Origin of the sequence: Wolbachia endosymbiont of Listronotus oregonensis, from assembly GCF_031205055.1 — a bacterium.
In the GTDB taxonomy this organism is placed as follows: Bacteria; Pseudomonadota; Alphaproteobacteria; order Rickettsiales; family Anaplasmataceae; genus Wolbachia.
Map to the genome: position 1 here is coordinate 991,785 of NZ_CP102118.1, position 21,110 is coordinate 1,012,894.

The window sequence follows — 21,110 nt, forward strand, 5'->3', positions numbered from 1 at the left end:
GATTTTAGTCAAATAATGAAACAAGCGCAAGAGATACAAAAAAGCTTGCAGAAGCTCAAGAAAAATATGTTGGGAAAGAGTTTCAAGGTATTTCTGGTGGTGGCAAAGTTTCTGTATTAGTGGAAGTCATAAAAATAGGTAGCTATAAAGCTAAAAAGGTGAACATAGACTTAGAACTTATGAGAAATGAGGAAAAAGATATAGTAGAGGATTTAGTAACAGCAGCGTTTAATGATGCCGTTAAAAAAGCAGAAGAAGATATGGCAAATGCAACTTCTGATCTTGCAGGTATGATGGGTTTACCACCTGGGTTTAAACTTCCTTTTTGAATTTACTACTGAAGTTTCTTTTAGTGTAAGTATTTCTTTTTTAATATTTCTAACGCCAGTACTTCTTCATATAATGCACCTATAGCTAGCACAGCCCTACGTCATACCGCGATTCATTCGCGGTATCTCAGCCGCTAACACGTAGCGGAATGACAGCAAGTCCTACGTCATACCGTCACGGTATCTCTAGATCCCGCTAACACGTGGCGGAATGACAGCAGTCCTACGTCATACCGTCACGGTATCTCATCCGCTAACAAGCAGCGGAATGACGAGGTCTTTCGATAGTAAATCTTACCTATGTTAGCTATACCAAAAAATCAAAAGTCGTGTAACTCTATTTATTCATTAATAAAATCTTTGTCTTCTCCTAAAAATTAGTTAAAATGTAGAATATTTTGTGTTATTAAGTTAGCACTTGACTTAACTTTAGTTGTTACTTAGACTGCTAAAGTGGAATTTTAATTTTTTTTTACGAGGACAATTATGCATTATAAAAAGTTTTTTTCAGCAGCCGCTTTAGCAACGTTGCTAAGTTTATCAAACTCTGCTTTCTCAGATCCTGTTGGTCCAATAAGTGATGAAGAAACTAGCTACTACGTTCGTTTGCAATACAACGGTGAAATTTTACCTCTTTTCACAAAAGTTGATGGTATTGCACATAAATCAGGCAAAGACAATAATAGTCCCTTAAAAGCATCTTTTATAGCTGGCGGTGGTGCGTTTGGTTATAAAATGGACGACATCAGGGTTGACGTTGAAGGACTTTACTCATGGTTGAATAAAGATGCAGATGTAGTAGGTGATACAGTTGCAGAAAGCTTAACAGCAATTTCAGGATTAGTTAACGTTTATTACGATGTAGCGATTGAAGACATGCCTATCACTCCATATGTTGGTGTTGGTGTTGGTGCAGCGTATATTAGCACACCTTTGGCAACTGCTGTGAGTAGTCAAAATGGTAAATTTGCTTTTGCTGGTCAAGCAAGAGCTGGTGTTAGTTACGATGTAACTCCAGAAGTCAAACTTTACGCTGGAGCTCGCTATTTCGGTTCTTATGGTGCTAACTTTGATAAAACTGACAAAGACGGCAAAGGGGAACTCAAAGTTCTTTACAGCACTGTTGGTGCAGAAGCTGGAGTAGCGTTTAATTTCTAGTCTATCTCAATCTTGTTATCCCAGTGGGTTTTTCTTGTCATTCAAGTAGCATGACACTGGGGTGGCTTTGTTGCATAGCGTTCAGAAAAACTAGTGATTACTGACTAAATTCATTATAAAATGACGATTTAAGGATAAATATGCCACAAAAAATGAGAGTCAGTAACCAAAACGAATATAACAAGTTTCTAGAAAAAAGAGGAAATATTTTTCATGATATCAACGAAGCCATAGAAAATTGGTATGAAATTGGGCCAAAATGCAGGGTGGCAACAATATTTACAGCAACAAAGTGGTAATTTTGATACATATAATAACCCATCTGTTCAGAATAGGTTTGAGACAAACAGTCGGGTTTATAAAATGATATTTGCAACGTAATTGGTATGCCTAAATTTGAAATAGTCGCATAAAATTATTTACTCTGGAAAAAACTTACGTTGCTATGCAACAAAGCCATCCCAGTGTCTGCTGCTTGCATAGCATTTATCTACCAAAACAATGGTCATGCAAGAGACTTTGCTTGGATGTGTGATATAATTTAAATTGTAAGGTCTAAAAAATACTAGCATGAATGAAGTGATAACATTTGGTTGTCGTCTAAATTTTTACGAGAGTGAGTTAATCAAAGAAGCATTAAAAAAAGCAGAAAGAAAAAATGTTGTTGTGGTACATAGCTGTGCAGTGACAAACGAAGCAGAACGCCAAGTAAAGCAAAAAATACGTAAGATCTATAAAAACGACCCAAGTAAAGAAATTATCGTAGTTGGTTGTGCTGTTCAGTTGGATCCAGAAGTTTACAGTAGCATTCCTGGTGTAAGTAAAGTGCTCGGTAATCAAGATAAGCTAAAAGCTGAAAATTACTTACTAAATGACGATAAAATCTTAGTCAGTGATAACCAAGTAAACAAATCAGAACCTGTTCTAATTAATGGATTTGAAGATAAATCAAGGGCATTTATTGAAATTCAAAATGGTTGTAATCATAGCTGCACATTTTGCTCAATTACTGAGGCAAGAGGGAATAATCAATCTGTGCCAATAAACAGTATTATAGAGCAAATTAGGATCTTTGTAGAAAATGGATATCAAGAAGTAGTGTTTACAGGTGTTGATATTACTGACTTTGGTACAGATTTGTTTGCCAAGCCATCACTTGGTTCAATGATTAGGAGAGTTTTAAAAGATATACCAGAGTTGAAGAGGCTAAGACTTTCCTCTATCGATGTTGCTGAAGTTGACGACGAATTAATGGATTTAATAGCTAATGAGTCAAGACTTATGCCTCATTTACATTTGAGTCTACAATCTGGTAATAATTTAATACTAAAGAGAATGAAGCGTCGTCACAACAGAGAACAAGTAATAGAATTTTGTCATAAAATGAAGAGTTTGAGGCCTAGTATAGCATTTGGCGCTGATATTATTGCTGGATTTCCAACAGAAACTGATGAAATGTTTCAGGATACAGTTGATTTACTGAAAAAAACAAATATAGTTTACCTACATGCTTTTCCATATTCAGAGCGGAAGAATACACCTGCTGCACGAATGCCACAAGTACCAGAGAATGTGCGTAAAGAACGAGTAAAAAATTTAAGAGAAATGAATAGAGAAATGATGAGTAGCTTTTATCAATCTTTGATAGGCACTGAACAAAGTGTTCTGGTTGAGCAAAATAATGTCGGTAGAACAGAAAATTTTGCATTAGTAAAGCTTGAATCAAAAGCTCAAGCCAAGAGTATTGTGAAAGTTAATGTTAAAGGAGTGGAAAATAATTATCTAATTGGAAATATTCTTTCTTAATTTTTGTACATTAAAGAAATATATGATATAGTAGTTATACTATAAATGATAATTATGGGTTCATTTGTGATAACTAAAATATCTATTACTTTATTTTTGATTTTCATTCCATGTGTCTATTTTTTTATTACTTATATTAGTAATACACACATTGAGCAAGTACAACTCTTAAAACTAGAAACGGACAATAATGAAGATGTAATGCATTCTGAAGAGGTTACTGAGAAAAAAATACTAATAAATGATTTAAAATATCAAGAACTTGAAAGTAGTCCTACTGAACAACCTTCTATTCTCCAAGTAGCTGATCAGAAAAATATGTGGTCACGTATTGCAGATCAAGCTGATAATGAGCAGCCTACAAAAGAAAAATCAAAAAAACTTGATTTTTATGTTAGTGCTAACGGTGGTAAGGTATACCATGATAATTCAGAAACATTTGTAAAGGGTATAAAGGCAATAGGGGAGAGAGTCCTAACTTTAGTTGAAAGTCATTATGGTTTTATGATAAAAAATATAGTGGCAAATGAAATTAAAAGCATAAAAGAATTTAATGGTAAAATTGATTTCCAATGGGTTAACAGCATATCTTTAGGTTACTATGCTGGAGAAAATGGCCGAGTTGATTTTGAAGCCATGTATTCTAGAGCCAATATTGAAAATAGTAATTCTCCTCTGGTATTTGATAAATCAGCAAGTATATTTGCGTTTTTGTTAAACTTATATTATAATCCCAGCTTTCAGGATACGCAATTTGCTCCATACATCGGCCTTGGTATAGGACCAACAGTTTTTAGATTAAAAAGAATTAATGGATCACCCCAAAGTTCAATGCCACTTAATGTTCCTTGGTTTGCTTATCAAATAAAGCTTGGTATTAACTATTCAATAATCCCAGAAGTCAAAACCTTTCTCGGCTATCGTTACTTTAGCGTTCCGATACCTGTTGCAGATGACATATCCACTCATAATATTGAAGTTGGTTTGATATTTAATTTTTAGTAGTGATTTAATATATATATAAATTCTTATCTTTTCTATCTAACAAACCAAATGTTGGTACGATTGTTGCTTTTAAAAAAATGACAGTTTCTACTGTTCTAATGTTATTCGCTAGCCTTTTTGACTTCTGATGTAATGTAGCTTTAAAGCTTTGCTTATCTTCCCTATGTTCTATAAGCCCGCCGATTACCATAATTTCACCGCTCTTAATTTTTAACATAGAGTTCATTTCTCTGATTTCAACAATTGGAATGTCGCTATTTAATTTCATTTTACTCTGCTGTGCGATGTACTCTATATCTGGATCTTTAATGTAGCCGTTAATTCTTGATAAAGTTGGATGTATATCCATGAATATTTCACTAGTATCAATGTTAATGCTTGGGTGGATTATTAGCACAACACCTATTGGAACACTATTCATCTTGGTAATTAAGGTCTGATTAGAATTTCTAGTATCTTTTTGTATGTCGGAAGTAAAATAAATATGGTTTTTAGTAAATGAAATCATCGCTTGCTGATTATTTATAGCATGTACTCTGGGGCTTGAAATTACAGTTGAAGTGCCAAATTTGTCTAAATTTCTTACTAAATCTCCTAGATCACTCGCACCAAAGTTCATTGCTAGGTTAATAATGGAGTTATCTTGATTTATTATAGACTTAGTTCCATCGCGTAAGTCATTTAAGTTTATACCAGAAAGATATTTGTCATCTAACACAACTTCAACTATTTTTGCCTCTATCATTACTTGAGAAGACGCTAATTTCTTAACCTTATTAATATATTCTTCAACAGCTTTATGGATATCTTTTCTAGCATTCAAAATAATAACACCAGCTTCTCTGTTGGATGAAAGGAATTCGCCATCATCCACCCCGTTAACATCCATTATTGCATTCAAGCCTTTTTCTAATGAATTCCATAAGTCACTACTGTATTGAGACTTCATAACATTGTTATAGTCCCTATCAGTGTGACTTCCATCACTGTTAGTAATATTGTTACTAATGACGAAACTGCTTTGAGCAGAATGTTGAATATTAATGAAGTCTGCGTAATAATTTTGCGCGTATGGCAAGTCCTGCTCAATTCTAATTACACCATTGCTTGTTGAGTAACGCAATTTGGCGCTATTTGCTATACTCTGAATTACTTCATTTATATTCTTATCTTTTAGCTTTAAAATAATATTACCTGATATTTTTGGGTCTATATCCAAGTTAACGTCAGAAAGTTTTCCTATCTCAATCAGCAAATCTTTTACTGATACTTCTTCACTAACATTAATAGAAATAAGCTGATTACTGATTGTGAGATCGGGAAACTCTATTGGTAAAGGCATAATTTCTGGTATTGCCGGTTCATTAATCTCCAAAGAGGTGTTGTATTGCTGCAACGAATAATCGTGCTCACCTATATCATGATGATCTTCGTTGCCTATATTAGTGAGATGTTGCTTAGTAGGCAGGTGTGTGCAAGAAATAATGAAGAGGAGTATTAAGCATTTAAAAATAGCCATTAGAACAGCATATAGATCTATACTAATAGATTTCTATAAAAATATTAAAAATGTATTTAATTTCGTTTTCATCGAGCAGATAATTGTCATATATTAGCTTGACCTACACTGGCTATAGCTAAACTGACTTAGATTTACCGACGATTTGAAAAACCGTCATCCCGCTACGTGTTAGCGGGATCTAGAGATACCGTGACGGTATGACGGTTCGCGGCGGTATAGTAACTCGTCATTCCGCTACTCGTTAGCGCCGTGGCGGTATAGCTATATATGTTTTTTTGTACGCCCCTCTTGTACTTAAATGTAGAGTAAGTTTTCCAGCATAGCCTTAGTTTTTTTATATATTTTACTTCTTTCTCTATATTTAATAATAGGCTTAAAAATAAATGGTAAGCCTATAATTGTTAAGCTTAGAGCTAGGGTTGAAAGTATACAACAGGCTTTGTGTTTACTATGTAGCTCTTTCAGGTAAAGCATCAAAAATCTACAAAATTTTTTGTAATTTTCTTCGATGTTTTTTTTGCTATGAGCCTTGCTAATGAATATATCTATTGCGGTATGACCGTTATTACACTTAATGTTAAGGTCTGCACCTTTTTCTGTTAACAGCTGAGCTATATCAAAATAATCCTTTTGAACAGCAAGATGTAGAGGTGCAAAACCTTGTTGCTCACAAATGTTCATATTGGCTCTAACTTCCAATAACATTTTCACAATTTTTGTATGGCCTTTTTTAACTGCCAGTAGCAAGGGAGTTCTGTTACATTTAGTAACAGCATTAATGTTTACCTTAAGCTTCAATAAGAGCTTAACTGTTTTAGTGTTACCATTATGGCTAGCTTTATGCAGCCTGGCGTTGCCATTAAAATCTTGATCATTTGCATCTATTCCTTTTGATACAAGAAATGTTACCATTTTTCTATTATTATGCTCAATAGCGCAATCTAATGCATCAAAACCATGGTTGTTTTTTGTGCAAAAAAACTCTTTAAGTTTAATTTCATCGTTACTTGCTTGCTGTCTTTTTGCAATAAGTTTAACTATTTGCATTTTGTTGTTATACGCTGCTAGGAAAAGCGTAGTGTTATTTTCTGCATCTTTGGCTTCTATATTTGCACCTTTCTTTATCAGATATTCTATAATTTCTGCTCTGCTGTCATAATGTGCAGTGCATTGATAGATAGTTAAAAACAAAGGAGTGCGAAAATTGTTATCTTCACATTCGAGATTTGCTCCGCTATCAATTAAAATTTGGACGCTTTTTTAGAACCGTATAGTGAAGCTATATGAAGAGGAGTATAGCCCTCTTTGGCGTCTTTTTCATTAATTTTTGCGCCTTTTGTTATCAAAAAATCTATTAATTCCGTGTCATCTTGTAGTGCAGCAAGGTGCAGTGGAGTGAATCCATTTTTATCCTTGGAATTGATTGTCAGTTGATTAACAAAAAGTTTAGCAATTTTCTTGTGTCCATGCATAATGGCGTAATGCAGTGGGTTTCTATTTTCGTTGTCTACGACATTAAAATCAGCTTCGTGCTCTAGCAATGATTTTACTCCAACTAAATCGCCTTCTTTTGTGAACTTATGCAAGAGAGTGATTCCACTTGCATCTTTTGAGTTAATATCAAATCCATTTTCTACTAATTGGTTTATATCTTCCTCACGCGCCATATCACTTAAGTCTCTAATTGAACCCTTTTCGCGTTAATAATACTCCTACTTGATTAAGTTTAAATGAATCTGTGAGAAATGGCTAGGATACTATGCATTCTTGCATAACAAACTTTTGGCAGCGCGTTGGATGAAACAAAAAAACCACTTGACAAACTCCTCCAGCCCCCTTATTATGCTTACTATTACCCACAAATATAAATGTTTGTTGCATAGCTCTTAATGGCATAACTTTTGCTTGAAATAACTGTTTATATGGTGCAATTTACAGCTTTTAGTTGCTAAAATTATAACTCTTAGTTTAATAATTTTAATCCAATAAGCTTTCAGGTTAATAAAATTAAATTATTTGAGTAAATACAATACTATGTTTTTATTTGTGGGTAATAGTAAGCTTATTATGACAATAAGGGTATTTATGACTCAAAACTTGTTTTTGACCTGCAGGCTCAATGACAAAATTCAGTAAAAAACTTAGGGTATTTTTTGGCGGATTACATAAAATTATAGCGGCTGCATGTCTTTTAAATTTTTTCTACATTCAGCCAAACCGCGCTTAAACTAAGCGTCAGCACATTATTACAGCGCCACTTACAGTAATATAGAGTCAAAACTCGCTACTCGGGGCTTCTTTTGCCTTTTTTTTCATTTGGTAAATTTCTTAAATATTTGTAGCTAAAAGAGCCCAAGAGAGGTGTCATTCCAGTGCTCCTTTTTTGTCATCCCAGTGCCCAGACATTGGGATCTAGCTAAGTTGGTGAGTATAAAAGTAGCCGTTTTATGTTAAAATACAACGTTTTGATGATTATGAAAAGGCTGGATTCCAGTGTCACGCACTGGAATGACAAGAAGAGGGCACTGGGATCTAGCTAAGTTAGTGAGTGAAAAGTAGCCGTTTTATGTTAAAATACAACGTTTTGATGATTATGAAAAGGCTGGATTCCAGTGTCACGCACTGGAATGACAAGAAGAGGGCACTGGGATCTAGCTAAGTTGGTGAGTATAAAAGTAGCCGTTTTATGTTAAAATACAACGTTTTGATGATTATGAAAAGGCTGGATTCCAGTGTCACGCACTGGAATGACAAAAAAGGAGCACTGGAATGACAAGAAAGGAGCTACTCGGATGACAGGAGAAAGGGGCACTGGAATGATACTATTATAGAGTGAACCAGTGTCTGGGCACTGCCGTCATAAAGGAACCAGTGTCAGCTACTTGGATGACACCATCCTTTTTTCTGGATCCCAGTGGGCTTTGTTGTATAGCTACTTATGAAGAGGGCAAATGGAAGAAATTCATTTGCCCTCAAACTGTGCCTTGCGATCCTTAAAAGGAAGAGTAGATGGATCTTTCACCTCACTATTCACCTCAGTCACTGTTGTTGCAGGAGGAGCTTGAGGTCCTGTTTGTAAATTAGCAGGCTTAGGAGGTATTGGTGGCTTTTCTGTATTTGGTTGGTGGCTTGGCAAAGCTGCAATTTTAGGATATTGTTGATCCACATCATCAGATCTATAACCACTCTCGGGAGTGCTTGTTCCTTTTTCATCGTCTGATTGGTGGTTTGGAGGTGTTTGATGTTCATCTTCCCATTCACTATTAAGTGTACGATTTTGATCGTCATCTTCGTCATCACTATCACTCGAATAATTTGCTTTAAATCGAGACTGAAGCTTTTTGGACAAAACATCTATAAGATTTTTGGTTGCACATCTTCCAGTTTATTTAACCTCTCTTTCTCCCTCTTGTCAGACTCTTTCTTGTTCGTGAGTTTTGTTCCTTTTTTTATTGCCTTAAGCAAATCATTATTAGCTTTAGGCATACTAGGACCACCAGTTTCCTTTAGTTTTACATTCTTTATCCCTGCGAACATATCATCATCCTTGGTTTGCATCGTAAGCTTGGGAGCTGGTGCACCACTTGCTTGATTCAATTGCTCAGGAGTTGGCATAGGAGGAGGTGGTGGTGGTGGAGTACCAGTTAATGGAGGAATTGCTACACCAAGTGTTAGCTGATGTTGTGAAAGAGTAGGCGTACTTGACTTATTCTTCAGATCAGTACCATTTTCACACACAGATTTTTTTGTTGGTTCTGGAAATTCAGTATGTTGTTGGTCAGACTGATCAAATTCTTTTCCACTCAGATCTATTTTTTTCTCATTACCAGCTATAGAAATGGCCCGTTTAATAAGATATATCACTGAAGCCAATGCAACAACCGTAGAAACAGCAAAAATTGCTAAAGGAACTGCTGCAATGGCACCAGAACCAGAAATTGCTGTAATAACATAAGGAAGATATTGACCAGCTGTGAAACTAAATGCAGATAATGATAAAACAGCAATTAAAGGACCAAGATTTGATGTACGCATTTTTTACTTCACTTGTTAATGATAATTTAATAATAACTAGATTATCATCATTCGTCAATAGTTTATGACTAAATTAATGTTTATATTAAGATAATACACGACAAGTAATAGCCATAATATTTATAGTTACTTTTCAAGCATGTATTGAAATATCTCATTAGCCATAGCAACATCTTGGCGCGGGGCTTTGCCGTGTTCTATAAACACAGAGATTGCGTAGCGCGGGTTATGGTAAGGACCATAAGCGATAAATAACTTATGACTTTCACCCTTAGAGTTTATCTCTGGTGTACCGGTTTTGCCGGCAATTTGTATGCTGCTTAGCCCTTTTCTATAGTTAGAATTCACCACGTCAAACATAGCTTTTCGAATTATGCTAAAATGCTCATAATCTACATCAATGTCAGGGAAATTTTGCACTGTATTACTCATTTCAATGTGGGGAATTACCTCTTTTCCTGTTGCAATCCTCGCTGCAAGAACTGCAAGCTGCAGTGGTGTTGTAAGCAAATACCCTTGTCCTATAACTAAGTTGATAGTGTCACCTAAATACCACTGCGAATATAGTTTTCGTGCGCGCCAATCTCTATCGGGCAACAATCCCGGAGCTTCTTCCTTAAACGTTCCAATCAGCGACCCACCGCCAATACCAAATTTTCTGGCCATTTCCACCAGAGAGTCTACACTTATTTTTTTTCCTATGTTATAAAAGTAAGTGTTGCATGATAATGCCATTGCCTCATTTAAAGATACATACCCATGGACTTTGCTTTTCAGGCAACGAAATTTCCGCTCACCTATTTTCATATAGCCCTTACACGAGAATTTCTCTTCTGGTATTATTATCCCGTCTTTTAAACCCGCAAGCGCAACTATTACTTTAAATATTGAACCAGGTGGAATTTGATACGACAATGCACGATTCACAAGTGGTAATGAAGGAGTATTCAAGCTTTCCCAAGTCTCATTTGATAGTCTGCTAGCAAAAAGATTATTATCGTAAGAAGGTGAATTATATAGTGCTAAAATTTCTCCGTTACTTACATCAATTACCACTGCGGAGCCTTGGTGATCTTTAAATACCTTTGCGATTTTCTCTTGCAGATTAATATCAATTGTTAGCTGTATATCTTGTCCGTCTTGTTGTGGTATGCTTGATAATTCTTTTATGACGCGTTTTTTAGAATTTATTTCCTGCTCAGATTTTCCTGACTTGCCTTTCAATATATGATCATATGTATATTCAATACCGCTGATTCCTACTTCGTTTATGCCTTGCTGTCTTTTTGTATATCCAATTACATGAGAACATATTGAACCAAACGGGTAATAACGTTTATAAAGAGCAGTTACTTTTGTTTCTGACGATCTTGCTATTTTAGACTCGACTTCTGATAATGTTTGCAAATCGACCTCCTCACCAGAAGTTTTTTGCCCATCAAACAGAACAACATACGAAATTTTGTTTACCGCAAGTTCAGTGCTATTCCTATCTAAAATTTTGCCCCGCTGAGGCATAATAGTAGCGACTCTTATTCTATTACTATTAGATAGTGCTTCGTACTTTTGTCTGTTTCGTATTTGTAAATTATATAACCTATAGCTAAAAATAGCGGAAATGGTAAGCTGAATACCACCTAATATGAATGCTCTGCGGTTAAAGACTTTGTTTTTTGTCCACATAACATTCCTTCAAAACGCACTTTTTCCCCCTCTTTTATTGTTACACTTCTGGCTTTTACCGTATTACAAACCCTTTCCTCCCACTCACTTAAGGTAACAAACTTGTAACCCGATTTTTTTAGTATTTTAATAATATGAGGTAAAGCTTCAATTGTGTTTGATCTGTTATTGTGATCATGAAACAGTATAACTGCTCCATTATGTACATTACTTAAAACTCTTTCAACTAAAGCTTCTGGTTTATCACCTTGCCAATCTAGCGAATCAACTGTCCATAATATTGAATACATATTTAATTGATCAGTATTTTCAATCAGATTATCGTCATGACATCCATATGGCGGGCGAAACCATTTTACATCTTGTTTTATTGCATTTTTAATTGCTGTATTTGTCTTTTCCAATTCTTGCAATTGTTCCTCACTTGAAAGTGATGTCAACTTCCTATGCGACCAAGAGTGATTGCCTAACTCATGACCTGCTTCATGGATTTTCTTTACTATCTCATATGTTTTTTTATTTATACGTTCACCAAGCACAAAAAACGTTGCTTTTGCTTCATAGCTTTCCAGAACATTAATAATATCGTTTACTCTATTGTTGGAAGGCCCATCATCAAACGTAAGCGCAACAAACTTATCGTCGTTATTCAACAATTTTTTTATATTACTTAAATTTCTATATGATAGATCCAGATTACAACTGAGCCCACAGTATGGTAAATTAAAATTACAATCACCACAGAAAACCGCGCTTGAGTATAGCAAAAGAAAAGTTATTATCCTTATAAACATTTTGTAATCAGCAAAGTGATAGGATACTATGCACTTTTTTGCTAAGTTAAGCCATCTTTAATTGCTGTAGCCTTTACTTCATCACTTCTTTAATATATTATATTAACAATTTTATATAATATATTATGATTGCAAATATAAATACCGTTGCGCTTCAGGGAATTAGCACAGTAAATGTCAATGCACAAATTCATATGGCAAATGGTATTCCAGCTTTTAATATTGTTGGATTGCCGGATAAAACTGTTGCGGAATCCAAAGAGCGCATCAGAGCAGCGTTAAATTCAATCAATCTACTACTACCTCCAAAAAGAATTACAGTTAATCTCTCCCCTGCGGATTTGCTGAAAGAAGGCAGTCATTATGACTTGGCTATCGCTATTGGACTACTTGTTGTAATGAATGTGATACCAGTTGAAAAAGTTCAGTCTTATATAATCATGGGTGAACTGGCTCTTGATGGCAGAGTTATTCCAGTTTCAGGAGTGCTGCCAACAGCAATTAATGCAAAAAAGGCAAATAAAGGAGTAATTTGCCCAAGGGGAAATGGAGTAGAGGCTTCATGGGTAAAGAATGTTTCAATTCTAGCTATAGAGAAATTAACTGATATTATCAGACACTTTAAGGGTGAGCAATTAATTCAGCCAGTAATTTTTAATTATAGTGATGCACCCAAAGAAAAAAGATTGGTTCCCGATATGAAGGATATCAAAGGCCAAGTTGTTGCAAAAAGAGCAGCTGAAATTGCAGCAGCAGGTGGGCATAATATGCTTCTTGTTGGCCCTCCTGGTACTGGAAAATCAATGCTTGCTAAGCGCTTTATAGGATTGCTGCCTGATTTGACCGAACAGGAGATGATTGATGTTAATATTATTTCCAGCATAACAAAAACTGGTAATGAAATATTCAAAGTAACTCGCCCCTTTCGTGAACCTCATCATTCATGCTCTATGCCAGCAATGATAGGGGGAGGAAAGAATGCAAAACCTGGAGAAATCACTATGGCTCACAATGGCGTGTTATTCCTTGATGAGCTACCTGAATTTCCAAGACTTGTGCTTGATTCTCTGCGCCAACCACTTGAAGATAGAAAAGTTACCGTTGCAAGGGCAAATGCTCACATAACCTACCCTGCAAATTTTCAACTGATTGCTGCGATGAACCCCTGCAGATGTGGTTACTTGGGGGATGCAAGTAGATCGTGCAACAAAGCTCCAAAGTGTGGCACAGATTACAAAAACAAAATATCAGGACCATTGCTTGATAGAATAGACATATGCATTGAAATGCCAAACGTTAGCATACTCTCTCCTGAAATCTCTGTGGAGGGAGAAAGTACTAAAATCATAAGAGAAAGAGTGATAGCAGCAAGAAAAGTTCAAACTGAGCGTTATAGTAAATTGAATGTTCGTTGTAACGCAGAAGTAAGCGGTGAAGCATTTAATAAATTTACTGAACCAGATCAGGCAGGGTTAGAATTGCTAAAATACGTACTGAAAGAAAATTACATTTCCAATCGAGGCTACACACGCGTATTAAAAGTTGCAAGAACCATTGCAGATCTTGCAAAAAGTGAAGAAGTAAAAAGAGCACACATTGCTGAAGCGCTGAATTACAGAATAAGGATATATTAAAAAATTAGTTTACTTGACAGACAATTTGTTTCATTATATACTGCCCTTAATGAAATTTTAACATTCTATTTAAGGAGTAGAGTTATGGCATTAACAGAATATAATTACGAACAAGAACATAGTGTTTTTTACGCTATTCCAGAGGAATATAAAAACCCTGATAATGGACACTGGGGAGTTACAGGTGCTGCTGGTGGGCTTGGTCAGTATATTAAGGATAATAAGTTAAGAACAGCATTATTTCCGGTTGCAGTTGCAAGTGTTGTCTTTACAGCAATGCATATGAAAGCAGGCTTTGTTAGTGCAGCAGAAGCTTCTGGGTTTCTTGCTAAGACTGCCAGCTACTTTGTTGGGACAAATCAAGCAATAGCTGCTTCATTACCTGGATTTATCGGAACAGGTGTTGCTGGTCAGATAGTTGCAGGTGCCATAATGACAATTGCTGCAGCTGCTGTTCTTTATGGAACATATCAAGTTGCCTCAAAATTAAAAGATGTTGTGGTTGAAGCATCGAACAAAGCAGAAAAAGGTGTATAATAACTTCAACAAAACAAAAAGGGATAGGTCTCTGTCCCTTTTTATAAACATTTTTTATTTTTTTGAAGTAATATCATCCAAAAATCTAGTAATTATAAAATAGCACTTATTAGTATAAATATTAAGAATAAGTAAATCCCGTTTACTGTTTACGCCTATAGAAGTGAAAAGTATTTGCATATTATTAAAAAAGCGGTAACTTACTATCAAGTGAATTCGCTAAATTTGAGTAATTTAAATGTCTATTGATCTTAGTCTGCCGGAGTTACCTATATTACACCCAAGGATTACCGTTGTGGGAGTGGGTGGTGCTGGTGGAAATGCTGTGAATAACATGATCCAATCTAATTTGCAAGGAGTGAATTTTGTTGTCGCAAATACCGACGCTCAAGCACTAGAAAAGTCGTTATGTGATAAAAAAATTCAGCTTGGCATTAATTTAACTAAGGGTCTTGGTGCTGGTGCTTTGCCTGATGTTGGGAAAGGTGCAGCAGAAGAATCAATCGATGAAATTATGGAGCATATAAAAGATAGTCATATGCTTTTCATCACAGCAGGAATGGGCGGTGGTACCGGAACCGGTGCAGCACCGGTAATTGCAAAAGCAGCCAGAGAAGCAAGAGCTGCAGTTAAGGATAGAGCGCCAAAAGAAAAAAAGATATTGACTGTTGGAGTTGTAACTAAACCGTTCGGTTTTGAAGGTGTGCGCCGCATGCGCATTGCAGAGCTTGGACTTGAAGAACTGCAAAAATACGTGGATACACTTATTGTCATTCCAAATCAGAATTTATTTAGAATTGCAAATGAAAAAACTACATTTTCTGATGCATTTAAACTTGCTGATAATGTTCTGCATATTGGCATCAGAGGAGTAACTGACTTGATGGTCATGCCAGGGCTTATTAATCTTGACTTCGCTGATATAGAAACAGTAATGAGCGAGATGGGCAAAGCGATGATCGGCACCGGAGAGGCAGAAGGAGAAGATAGAGCAATTAGTGCTGCGGAAGCTGCAATATCCAATCCATTGCTTGACAATGTATCAATGAAAGGTGCGCAAGGAATATTAATTAACATTACTGGTGGCGGAGATATGACTCTGTTTGAAGTTGATGCTGCAGCCAATAGAGTGCGTGAAGAAGTAGATGAAAATGCAAATATAATATTTGGTGCTACTTTTGATCAAGCGATGGAGGGAAGAGTTAGAGTTTCTGTTCTTGCAACTGGCATTGATGGTCGCAATAATAAGTCAGAAACTTCACCTATAAGTCAGAGCGAAGACTCAGAGAAAGAGAAATTTAAGTGGCCCTATAGTCACAGTGAAAGTACGCAAGACAAAACACTGGAAACAAAACCAACTGAACAGGTAAGCGAAGGAGCTAAATGGGGCAGCAATGTTTATGATATACCGGCTTATTTAAGAAGAAAAAAATAATGCAACTTTGGCTACTCAAGTCAGAGCCAAGTGAATATTCATGGCAAAAAATGGAAAAGGAGCAGGTAGTTGAGTGGGATGGCGTGCGCAATTATCAAGCTCAAAATTACATGAAAATTATGAAAGTAAGCGATCTTGCGTTTTTTTATCATACAGGTAAAGAGAAAGCAATACTTGGAATCGTTGAAGTATTTAAAGAGTATTATCATATTAATGATCCCAAGTTCGGATTAGTGAATGTAAAGTTTTTGAAACCTTTAAATAACCAAGTAACGTTAAATAATATAAAACAAAACCCACTTTTGAAAAATATGTCTATATTAAAACAACCACGTTTATCAATTGCCCCAGTTTCGGAAATTGAATGGAATGAAGTAATAAGGATGAGTGAATGTTAGAAGTAAATATTCTTGACAAGAAATGGTGCAGCATTATAGAAAATCCTAAAAATTTTGTATTAGGTGTCATCAATGCTTCTCTAAAAGAATTAAAAATAGACCACTATAAACCAAATATATCAATAGCTCTGGCTGATGATGATTTGCTACATCAACTTAATTTAAAATTTAGAGAAATGGATAAGCCAACTAACGTACTATCATTTCCGTGTGAACAATTGTCTAATGAGTGCGATTTAGGAGACATAGCAATTTCAATAGACACAATAAAAAGAGAATCGCATGAGTATTGTATACCTATTCTTGCTCACATTGCACACATGTTAGTGCATGGATTACTGCATTTACTTGGTCATGATCACCAAAAAAAAGATGAAGAAATTATAATGAAAAATCTAGAAAGAGAAATTTTAGCTTCGCTTGGCTACAATATGTGCGCGATTTAAAAGGAATTTAATAAAAATATAGTAGATGATAATAAAATATGTTATCTACAAAGGGTTTTAGCTATAAACAATAAAAGGTAAGTGATATGGTTCAGTTTTCTTTGCCAAAGAATTCTAAAATTAATCAAAAGGGCAAAATTTATCCTATTCCTGCTAGAGCAAAAAACATCAGAAGATTTCAAATTTACCGTTGGTCTGCTGATGACGAGAAAAACCCTAGAATAGACACATTTTTTATTGATATGGATAGTTGTGGCCCTATGGTACTTGATGCATTAATAAAAATAAAGGATGAAATAGATTCGACTTTAACTTTCAGACGTTCTTGTAGAGAAGGCATATGTGGATCTTGTGCCATGAATATTGACGGAACCAATACTCTTGCATGTACTAGATCTATACACGATATAAAAGGTGATGTAAAAATATATCCATTACCTCACATGTATGTGATAAAGGACCTAGTCTCGGACTTGAGCCAATTTTATGAGCAATACAAATCAATTAAACCTTGGTTACAAGCAGATAAGCCTGCCCTACCAAATAAAGAATACTCTCAATCTCCTGAAGATAGAAAAAAATTAGATGGCTTGTCCGACTGTATATTATGTGCTTGCTGTTCGACTGGTTGCCCAAGCTACTGGTGGAATAGTGATAAATTTTTAGGACCAGCAATACTATTACAAGCCTACAGATGGATTGCTGACAGCCGTGATAATAAGACAGGTGAAAGACTTGATGTTTTAAACGACCCATTCAAGTTGTATCGTTGTCATACAATAATGAATTGCACAAAAACTTGTCCTAAAGGACTTAATCCAGCAAGAGCAATAGCGAAAGTAAAACAGCTCATGGTAGAGAAAGAAGGAGTTTAAGTATCATCTTTTGCATTCTTCGTAAGAGAACAGCAAACCTTCCGAAGCGTAGGGTATTGTTAATACCCTGAACGCTTTTCCATTCGTGAAATGCATCGTATCATCATACGATGCAAATAATTTTTTGAATAACTCATGTCTTTGGTTACTAATAGTTTGAAAATCCTCTTTTTCTAAAAGCTTTTTAGATTCGAAGAGGTAAAGCATAACTTCATGATAAGTTGGGTAAGATGCCAAAAATTTTGGGTCAAATTGAAAGGTTTTTATGAAAGCATTATTATAAAATTTTAGCTTTTGATTCTTACTATATATTACTATAGCAACCGGCAACCTCTCAAGCAAATTTTTCTGTGTAGCTAAATAACTGTTTAATTCAGTATATAATTTCTCTGCATCACTAACATCTTTCCCATACATTACTATGCTACCAGAACCTTGTATTGGAATTTTAACAAAATCGAAAACCTTAGGTTCGTTCTTGTAAGTTACGACATGCCTTCCTGGTTTTGTGCTATGAGCGCTACTGGTAATAGCAAATTTCTTAGAGCCATCTACATATTTATCATAAAACAAATTATAAAATTCTACCTTTCTATTCTTGTTATATTTTAGTATTGGAAATGGTAAAGAGTTGAAAACATTTTTATAGCTCTCCACTTCTTGTGTAAGCTTACTATTTTCTAGCTCAAGTCCGTGAGCTTTTATTTTACAGTCTGAGACATTCCTTATCCATAACAGCACACCAATCACATTGTTAGAATCATCTATTATGCTTCTACCATAACATATGCAATAAACCTCACTGTCTTTTGACTTTAAATCTAGAGTAAAAGATTTATTTATTTCCTTTGCCTCAGCAAAATTTTTAATTAAACTTTCTGATTGCTCAAAAAAATTCACAAACTCATTAAATGAGTAAAAAACAGTATTAAGCAAAATTAGTAAGTTGGGAGAGAACTTTTCTATACGCTTTTTTGCATCCCAAATATAAAACCCATCATTCACAGTATCAATTAAATTATTTATGATAACATTTCGATGTTGTAAGTTCTTAATCTTATTACTAATTTTTAATTTAGAATAAGAGAGAAAGAATAATATTAGAATCAATATTAAAACCACTTCATACAAAAAAAACATAGCACTTCTAAAACAGATGTAAAAACTTGTAACCGCTCAGAATTATGCTGAAGAGTTATATAAGTAAAGATTGCCTAACATCTGAAAGCCCAATCTCTTATAAAGGTTTACAGAAGGTTTCATACAATGTGCTACTATATATTTGCATTCAAGCTGTTTAGCTATCTTTATTCTTTCTAAAACCATTTGGGTACCTATTCCACGATTCCTGTAAATTGGTAAAACTCCATCACTATAAAAACCAGCTACACTGTCTTGAACATAAAGACCGCATGTCCCAATAATTTCACTATTTAGTGTTACAAGAAAAAATCTTAATCTTGAGTTTTTATCATCATAATTTGATAATCCGCGAAAAAATGTGCTGACAATTCCAACGCCATGATAAAAAATTTTAGAAGTGTGTAAATCTAACTGTTCTAAGAGGTCGCTACCATTTACAGCATTTAACCTCAAGTTTGGAATAACATCAGCAGGTAAAAAGTAATTTTTCATATTAAGTAAAGCTTTTTTTGGTGTGCTAACGTGTTTTATTTCACACTTTTCTAAAATATCTCTTATTTTCATATGTGAATTTATTACCCATGTTGCTTCTATATCTCTTGTTCTGAGATAATCTAGAGTTTTTTTGTATAGAAAGCTCGGTACATTGATCTCCACAGAACACAAAATTAAATAATGACTCCCTAGTACCATTTATTGTAAATGTAACGTTATCAAATTCATCGTGTACTTCCCACTCAGATAAATTCGCTGTGTACAGTATATAATCCTTTAAATTTTGAACAATTAAGCTTGAATAATAAATTTTTTTATCCTGCATACATCAACAATAAACAATAAAAGGCTCCTATAAGAACACAGGCTAAAATTGCAGCTATAATGTCATCTAGCATAACACCTAAAGGACCTTTGGTATTTTTATCGATCAAATTTATAGGCCACGTTTTTATTATATCAAAAAACCTAAAAGAAAAAAAGCACAACAACAATGAAGAGCAATTCATCTCTTGGCTTAACAATATCGAAACTAAAAGTATTGTCAGCAATTGACCAACTACTTCGTCAATTACTACCTCTTTTGGATCACATGAAGTCTTGTAGTGTTTTATATAATTGCCTATAGACCATAGTCCAATCAAAAATAAAAAAAAAATAATTGCTGCACCTAAAATTCTGTCACTCAGTATCACAGGAACAATTGGATAAGAAGCTAAGCTGCCTATGGTACCTGGCATTTTTTTTACTGTGCCAGACAGCCACCATGTTGATATCAATTTATATAAAAATTTCACAATACACCAAAGTACAAAACTAATTTACAAGAACAGAAATAGTATCCTCTATAGAGGCGCTTTCATACAATAATCTATAGACCGCTTCACATATAGGCATTTTTATCTTTAGCTTTCTTGCTAAATTAAATATGGGCTCAGCAGTGCTAAAACCTTCAATCACTGACTTGCCTTCTGACAAAATCTGCTGAACATTAAAGCCATTGTCACTATTACCTATTTTAAACCCAAAAGATAGGTTTCTTGAATTCAAGGATGTGCATGTCATAATTAGGTCACCCAGACATGCCGGTCCAAGTAGTGTATTTATATCCACATTACCGTTACCAACTTTTGCTGAGTATAAAGCCTTAATTTCGCTTACACTTTTCGTAATCAATGCTGCATGAGCATTAAACCCAAGTTTACTACCTAGAACAATCCCACACGCTATAGCAAAAACGTTCTTTAACGCTGCACAAACCTGTATCCCTATAACATCGCTACTAAGGCGTAATTTAACATTTTCTTGCTGTAGTTCTGATACTAGCTTTGAACCCAATATGTTATTTCGGCATGCAAGAACCATTGAATAGGGCAATTTTCTTGCAACTTCTACAGCAAAACTAGGGCCTGAAAAAATAGCAATAGGATTGTTAGGTAAAACTTCATTTACTATTTCACTAGGTAATTTTAATGTAGACTTTTCTATTCCCTTACAAGCTAAAATTATTGCTACATCTTTTTTCAGATTACAATTATGCAATTGCTGACATACCTCCCTCAGAGATTGAGTGGGAACAGCGAGGATTGTTACTGAAGCATTAATTGTGTCTTCAATAGCCAATTTTACTGACACATTATCAGAAATTCGACAACCGGGTAGCTTGTCACTTTCTCTTTTCCCGTTGATTGATTCAAATGTAGTTTCATTGCGAGTCCACAAAATCACATCTTTCTTACTACTGAGTGAAATTGCGATTGCTGTACCCCATGCACCAGCACCTAAAATTGATATTGCCACACAATATTCCTGAAA

At 35.0% G+C, this 21,110-nt stretch carries 19 protein-coding genes and 3 pseudogenes; 11 read left to right on the plus strand and 11 right to left on the minus strand.

The genetic code is table 11. From position 1 onward, the window contains the following. The first annotated feature begins 15 nt into the window (after positions 1–15). From NMD99_RS05010 to NMD99_RS05030, 5 genes and pseudogenes are all read left to right on the plus strand, one after another. Positions 16–329: pseudogene (locus NMD99_RS05010) on the plus strand (YbaB/EbfC family nucleoid-associated protein). 486 nt (positions 330–815) lie between these two features. After that, complete coding sequence (locus NMD99_RS05015; protein WP_253309239.1) at positions 816–1,487, plus strand: P44/Msp2 family outer membrane protein; 672 nt, start codon at positions 816–818, stop codon at positions 1,485–1,487. A gap of 140 nt (positions 1,488–1,627) precedes the next feature. Further along, positions 1,628–1,851, plus strand: a pseudogene (locus NMD99_RS05020) (transposase); the annotation flags it as partial. A 206-nt stretch (positions 1,852–2,057) separates the two neighbouring features. Beyond that, positions 2,058–3,293 carry a tRNA (N(6)-L-threonylcarbamoyladenosine(37)-C(2))-methylthiotransferase MtaB gene (gene mtaB, locus NMD99_RS05025; protein ID WP_309165712.1) on the plus strand — a complete coding sequence of 412 codons (1,236 nt, stop codon included), beginning with the start codon at positions 2,058–2,060 and terminating at the stop codon, positions 3,291–3,293. Positions 3,294–3,359: 66 nt separating this feature from the next. Beyond that, the gene (locus tag NMD99_RS05030) at positions 3,360–4,295 is read left to right on the plus strand and encodes an outer membrane protein (RefSeq protein ID WP_253309242.1); all 936 of its coding nucleotides are present in this window, start codon (positions 3,360–3,362) and stop codon (positions 4,293–4,295) included. 7 nt (positions 4,296–4,302) lie between these two features. Here NMD99_RS05030 and NMD99_RS05035 read toward each other — a convergent pair whose 3' ends face one another. From NMD99_RS05035 to NMD99_RS05065, 7 genes are all read right to left on the minus strand, one after another. Continuing rightward, positions 4,303–5,817, minus strand: coding sequence for a secretion system protein (locus NMD99_RS05035; protein ID WP_253309243.1), 1,515 nt, complete (start codon positions 5,815–5,817; stop codon positions 4,303–4,305). Positions 5,818–6,114: 297 nt separating this feature from the next. Further along, positions 6,115–7,068 carry an ankyrin repeat domain-containing protein gene (locus tag NMD99_RS05040; RefSeq protein WP_373457555.1) on the minus strand — a complete coding sequence of 318 codons (954 nt, stop codon included), beginning with the start codon at positions 7,066–7,068 and terminating at the stop codon, positions 6,115–6,117. After that, positions 7,062–7,487: an ankyrin repeat domain-containing protein gene (locus NMD99_RS05045; RefSeq protein WP_309165716.1), complete on the minus strand. Its 426-nt coding sequence runs from the start codon at positions 7,485–7,487 to the stop codon at positions 7,062–7,064. The genes NMD99_RS05040 and NMD99_RS05045 overlap by 7 nt, the downstream gene beginning before the upstream one ends. A gap of 1,295 nt (positions 7,488–8,782) precedes the next feature. Continuing rightward, positions 8,783–9,169, minus strand: coding sequence for a hypothetical protein (locus tag NMD99_RS05050; protein WP_309165718.1), 387 nt, complete (start codon positions 9,167–9,169; stop codon positions 8,783–8,785). 5 nt (positions 9,170–9,174) lie between these two features. Further along, the gene (locus NMD99_RS05055; RefSeq protein WP_309165719.1) at positions 9,175–9,855 is read right to left on the minus strand and encodes a hypothetical protein; all 681 of its coding nucleotides are present in this window, start codon (positions 9,853–9,855) and stop codon (positions 9,175–9,177) included. 126 nt (positions 9,856–9,981) lie between these two features. Then, entirely contained in the window at positions 9,982–11,538 is a 1,557-nt protein-coding gene (locus NMD99_RS05060; RefSeq protein ID WP_264687761.1) for a penicillin-binding transpeptidase domain-containing protein, read from the minus strand. Continuing rightward, a complete protein-coding gene (locus tag NMD99_RS05065; RefSeq protein ID WP_265016630.1) occupies positions 11,493–12,332 on the minus strand; it encodes a polysaccharide deacetylase family protein in 840 nt (279 codons plus the stop codon). The genes NMD99_RS05060 and NMD99_RS05065 overlap by 46 nt, the downstream gene beginning before the upstream one ends. A 125-nt stretch (positions 12,333–12,457) precedes the next feature. Here NMD99_RS05065 and NMD99_RS05070 point away from each other — a divergent pair, with 125 nt between their 5' ends. The 6 genes from NMD99_RS05070 to NMD99_RS05095 all read left to right on the plus strand — a co-directional run bounded on the left by NMD99_RS05070 (position 12,458) and on the right by NMD99_RS05095 (position 17,657). Further along, positions 12,458–13,966: a YifB family Mg chelatase-like AAA ATPase gene (locus tag NMD99_RS05070; RefSeq protein WP_264731608.1), complete on the plus strand. Its 1,509-nt coding sequence runs from the start codon at positions 12,458–12,460 to the stop codon at positions 13,964–13,966. Positions 13,967–14,050: 84 nt separating this feature from the next. After that, positions 14,051–14,503: a hypothetical protein gene (locus tag NMD99_RS05075; RefSeq protein WP_309165721.1), complete on the plus strand. Its 453-nt coding sequence runs from the start codon at positions 14,051–14,053 to the stop codon at positions 14,501–14,503. A gap of 238 nt (positions 14,504–14,741) precedes the next feature. Further along, the gene (gene ftsZ, locus NMD99_RS05080; protein WP_253309308.1) at positions 14,742–15,938 is read left to right on the plus strand and encodes a cell division protein FtsZ; all 1,197 of its coding nucleotides are present in this window, start codon (positions 14,742–14,744) and stop codon (positions 15,936–15,938) included. Further along, positions 15,938–16,336 carry an EVE domain-containing protein gene (locus tag NMD99_RS05085; RefSeq protein WP_253309309.1) on the plus strand — a complete coding sequence of 133 codons (399 nt, stop codon included), beginning with the start codon at positions 15,938–15,940 and terminating at the stop codon, positions 16,334–16,336. The genes ftsZ and NMD99_RS05085 overlap by 1 nt, the downstream gene beginning before the upstream one ends. Further along, the gene (gene ybeY, locus NMD99_RS05090; RefSeq protein ID WP_253309310.1) at positions 16,330–16,782 is read left to right on the plus strand and encodes an rRNA maturation RNase YbeY; all 453 of its coding nucleotides are present in this window, start codon (positions 16,330–16,332) and stop codon (positions 16,780–16,782) included. The genes NMD99_RS05085 and ybeY overlap by 7 nt, the downstream gene beginning before the upstream one ends. 86 nt (positions 16,783–16,868) lie before the next feature. Continuing rightward, a complete protein-coding gene (locus NMD99_RS05095) occupies positions 16,869–17,657 on the plus strand; it encodes a succinate dehydrogenase iron-sulfur subunit (RefSeq protein ID WP_253309311.1) in 789 nt (262 codons plus the stop codon). 3 nt (positions 17,658–17,660) lie between these two features. Here the strand turns inward: NMD99_RS05095 and NMD99_RS05100 are convergent, their stop codons facing one another. The 4 genes and pseudogenes from NMD99_RS05100 to NMD99_RS05115 all read right to left on the minus strand — a co-directional run bounded on the left by NMD99_RS05100 (position 17,661) and on the right by NMD99_RS05115 (position 21,095). Next, a complete protein-coding gene (locus NMD99_RS05100; protein ID WP_187297077.1) occupies positions 17,661–18,797 on the minus strand; it encodes a hypothetical protein in 1,137 nt (378 codons plus the stop codon). Positions 18,798–18,839: 42 nt separating this feature from the next. Further along, positions 18,840–19,620: pseudogene (locus NMD99_RS05105) on the minus strand (GNAT family N-acetyltransferase). Then, the gene (locus NMD99_RS05110) at positions 19,610–20,092 is read right to left on the minus strand and encodes a phosphatidylglycerophosphatase A family protein (protein ID WP_265016633.1); all 483 of its coding nucleotides are present in this window, start codon (positions 20,090–20,092) and stop codon (positions 19,610–19,612) included. Before NMD99_RS05110 ends, NMD99_RS05105 begins: the two are co-directional and overlap by 11 nt. Before the next feature lie 19 nt (positions 20,093–20,111). Beyond that, positions 20,112–21,095 carry an NAD(P)H-dependent glycerol-3-phosphate dehydrogenase gene (locus NMD99_RS05115; RefSeq protein ID WP_253309313.1) on the minus strand — a complete coding sequence of 328 codons (984 nt, stop codon included), beginning with the start codon at positions 21,093–21,095 and terminating at the stop codon, positions 20,112–20,114. Positions 21,096–21,110: the final 15 nt, after the last annotated feature.

Coding starts and splice junctions, on each gene's coding strand:
- NMD99_RS05015 (WP_253309239.1), top strand. CDS start 816: ATGCATTATAAAAAGTTTTTTTCAGCAGCCGCTTTAGCAACGTTGCTA.
- mtaB (WP_309165712.1), top strand. CDS start 2,058: ATGAATGAAGTGATAACATTTGGTTGTCGTCTAAATTTTTACGAGAGT.
- NMD99_RS05035 (WP_253309243.1), bottom strand. CDS start 5,817: ATGGCTATTTTTAAATGCTTAATACTCCTCTTCATTATTTCTTGCACA.
- NMD99_RS05045 (WP_309165716.1), bottom strand. CDS start 7,487: ATGGCGCGTGAGGAAGATATAAACCAATTAGTAGAAAATGGATTTGAT.
- NMD99_RS05055 (WP_309165719.1), bottom strand. CDS start 9,855: ATGCGTACATCAAATCTTGGTCCTTTAATTGCTGTTTTATCATTATCT.
- NMD99_RS05060 (WP_264687761.1), bottom strand. CDS start 11,538: ATGTGGACAAAAAACAAAGTCTTTAACCGCAGAGCATTCATATTAGGT.
- NMD99_RS05065 (WP_265016630.1), bottom strand. CDS start 12,332: ATGTTTATAAGGATAATAACTTTTCTTTTGCTATACTCAAGCGCGGTT.
- NMD99_RS05070 (WP_264731608.1), top strand. CDS start 12,458: ATGATTGCAAATATAAATACCGTTGCGCTTCAGGGAATTAGCACAGTA.
- NMD99_RS05075 (WP_309165721.1), top strand. CDS start 14,051: ATGGCATTAACAGAATATAATTACGAACAAGAACATAGTGTTTTTTAC.
- ftsZ (WP_253309308.1), top strand. CDS start 14,742: ATGTCTATTGATCTTAGTCTGCCGGAGTTACCTATATTACACCCAAGG.
- NMD99_RS05085 (WP_253309309.1), top strand. CDS start 15,938: ATGCAACTTTGGCTACTCAAGTCAGAGCCAAGTGAATATTCATGGCAA.
- ybeY (WP_253309310.1), top strand. CDS start 16,330: ATGTTAGAAGTAAATATTCTTGACAAGAAATGGTGCAGCATTATAGAA.
- NMD99_RS05095 (WP_253309311.1), top strand. CDS start 16,869: ATGGTTCAGTTTTCTTTGCCAAAGAATTCTAAAATTAATCAAAAGGGC.
- NMD99_RS05100 (WP_187297077.1), bottom strand. CDS start 18,797: ATGTTTTTTTTGTATGAAGTGGTTTTAATATTGATTCTAATATTATTC.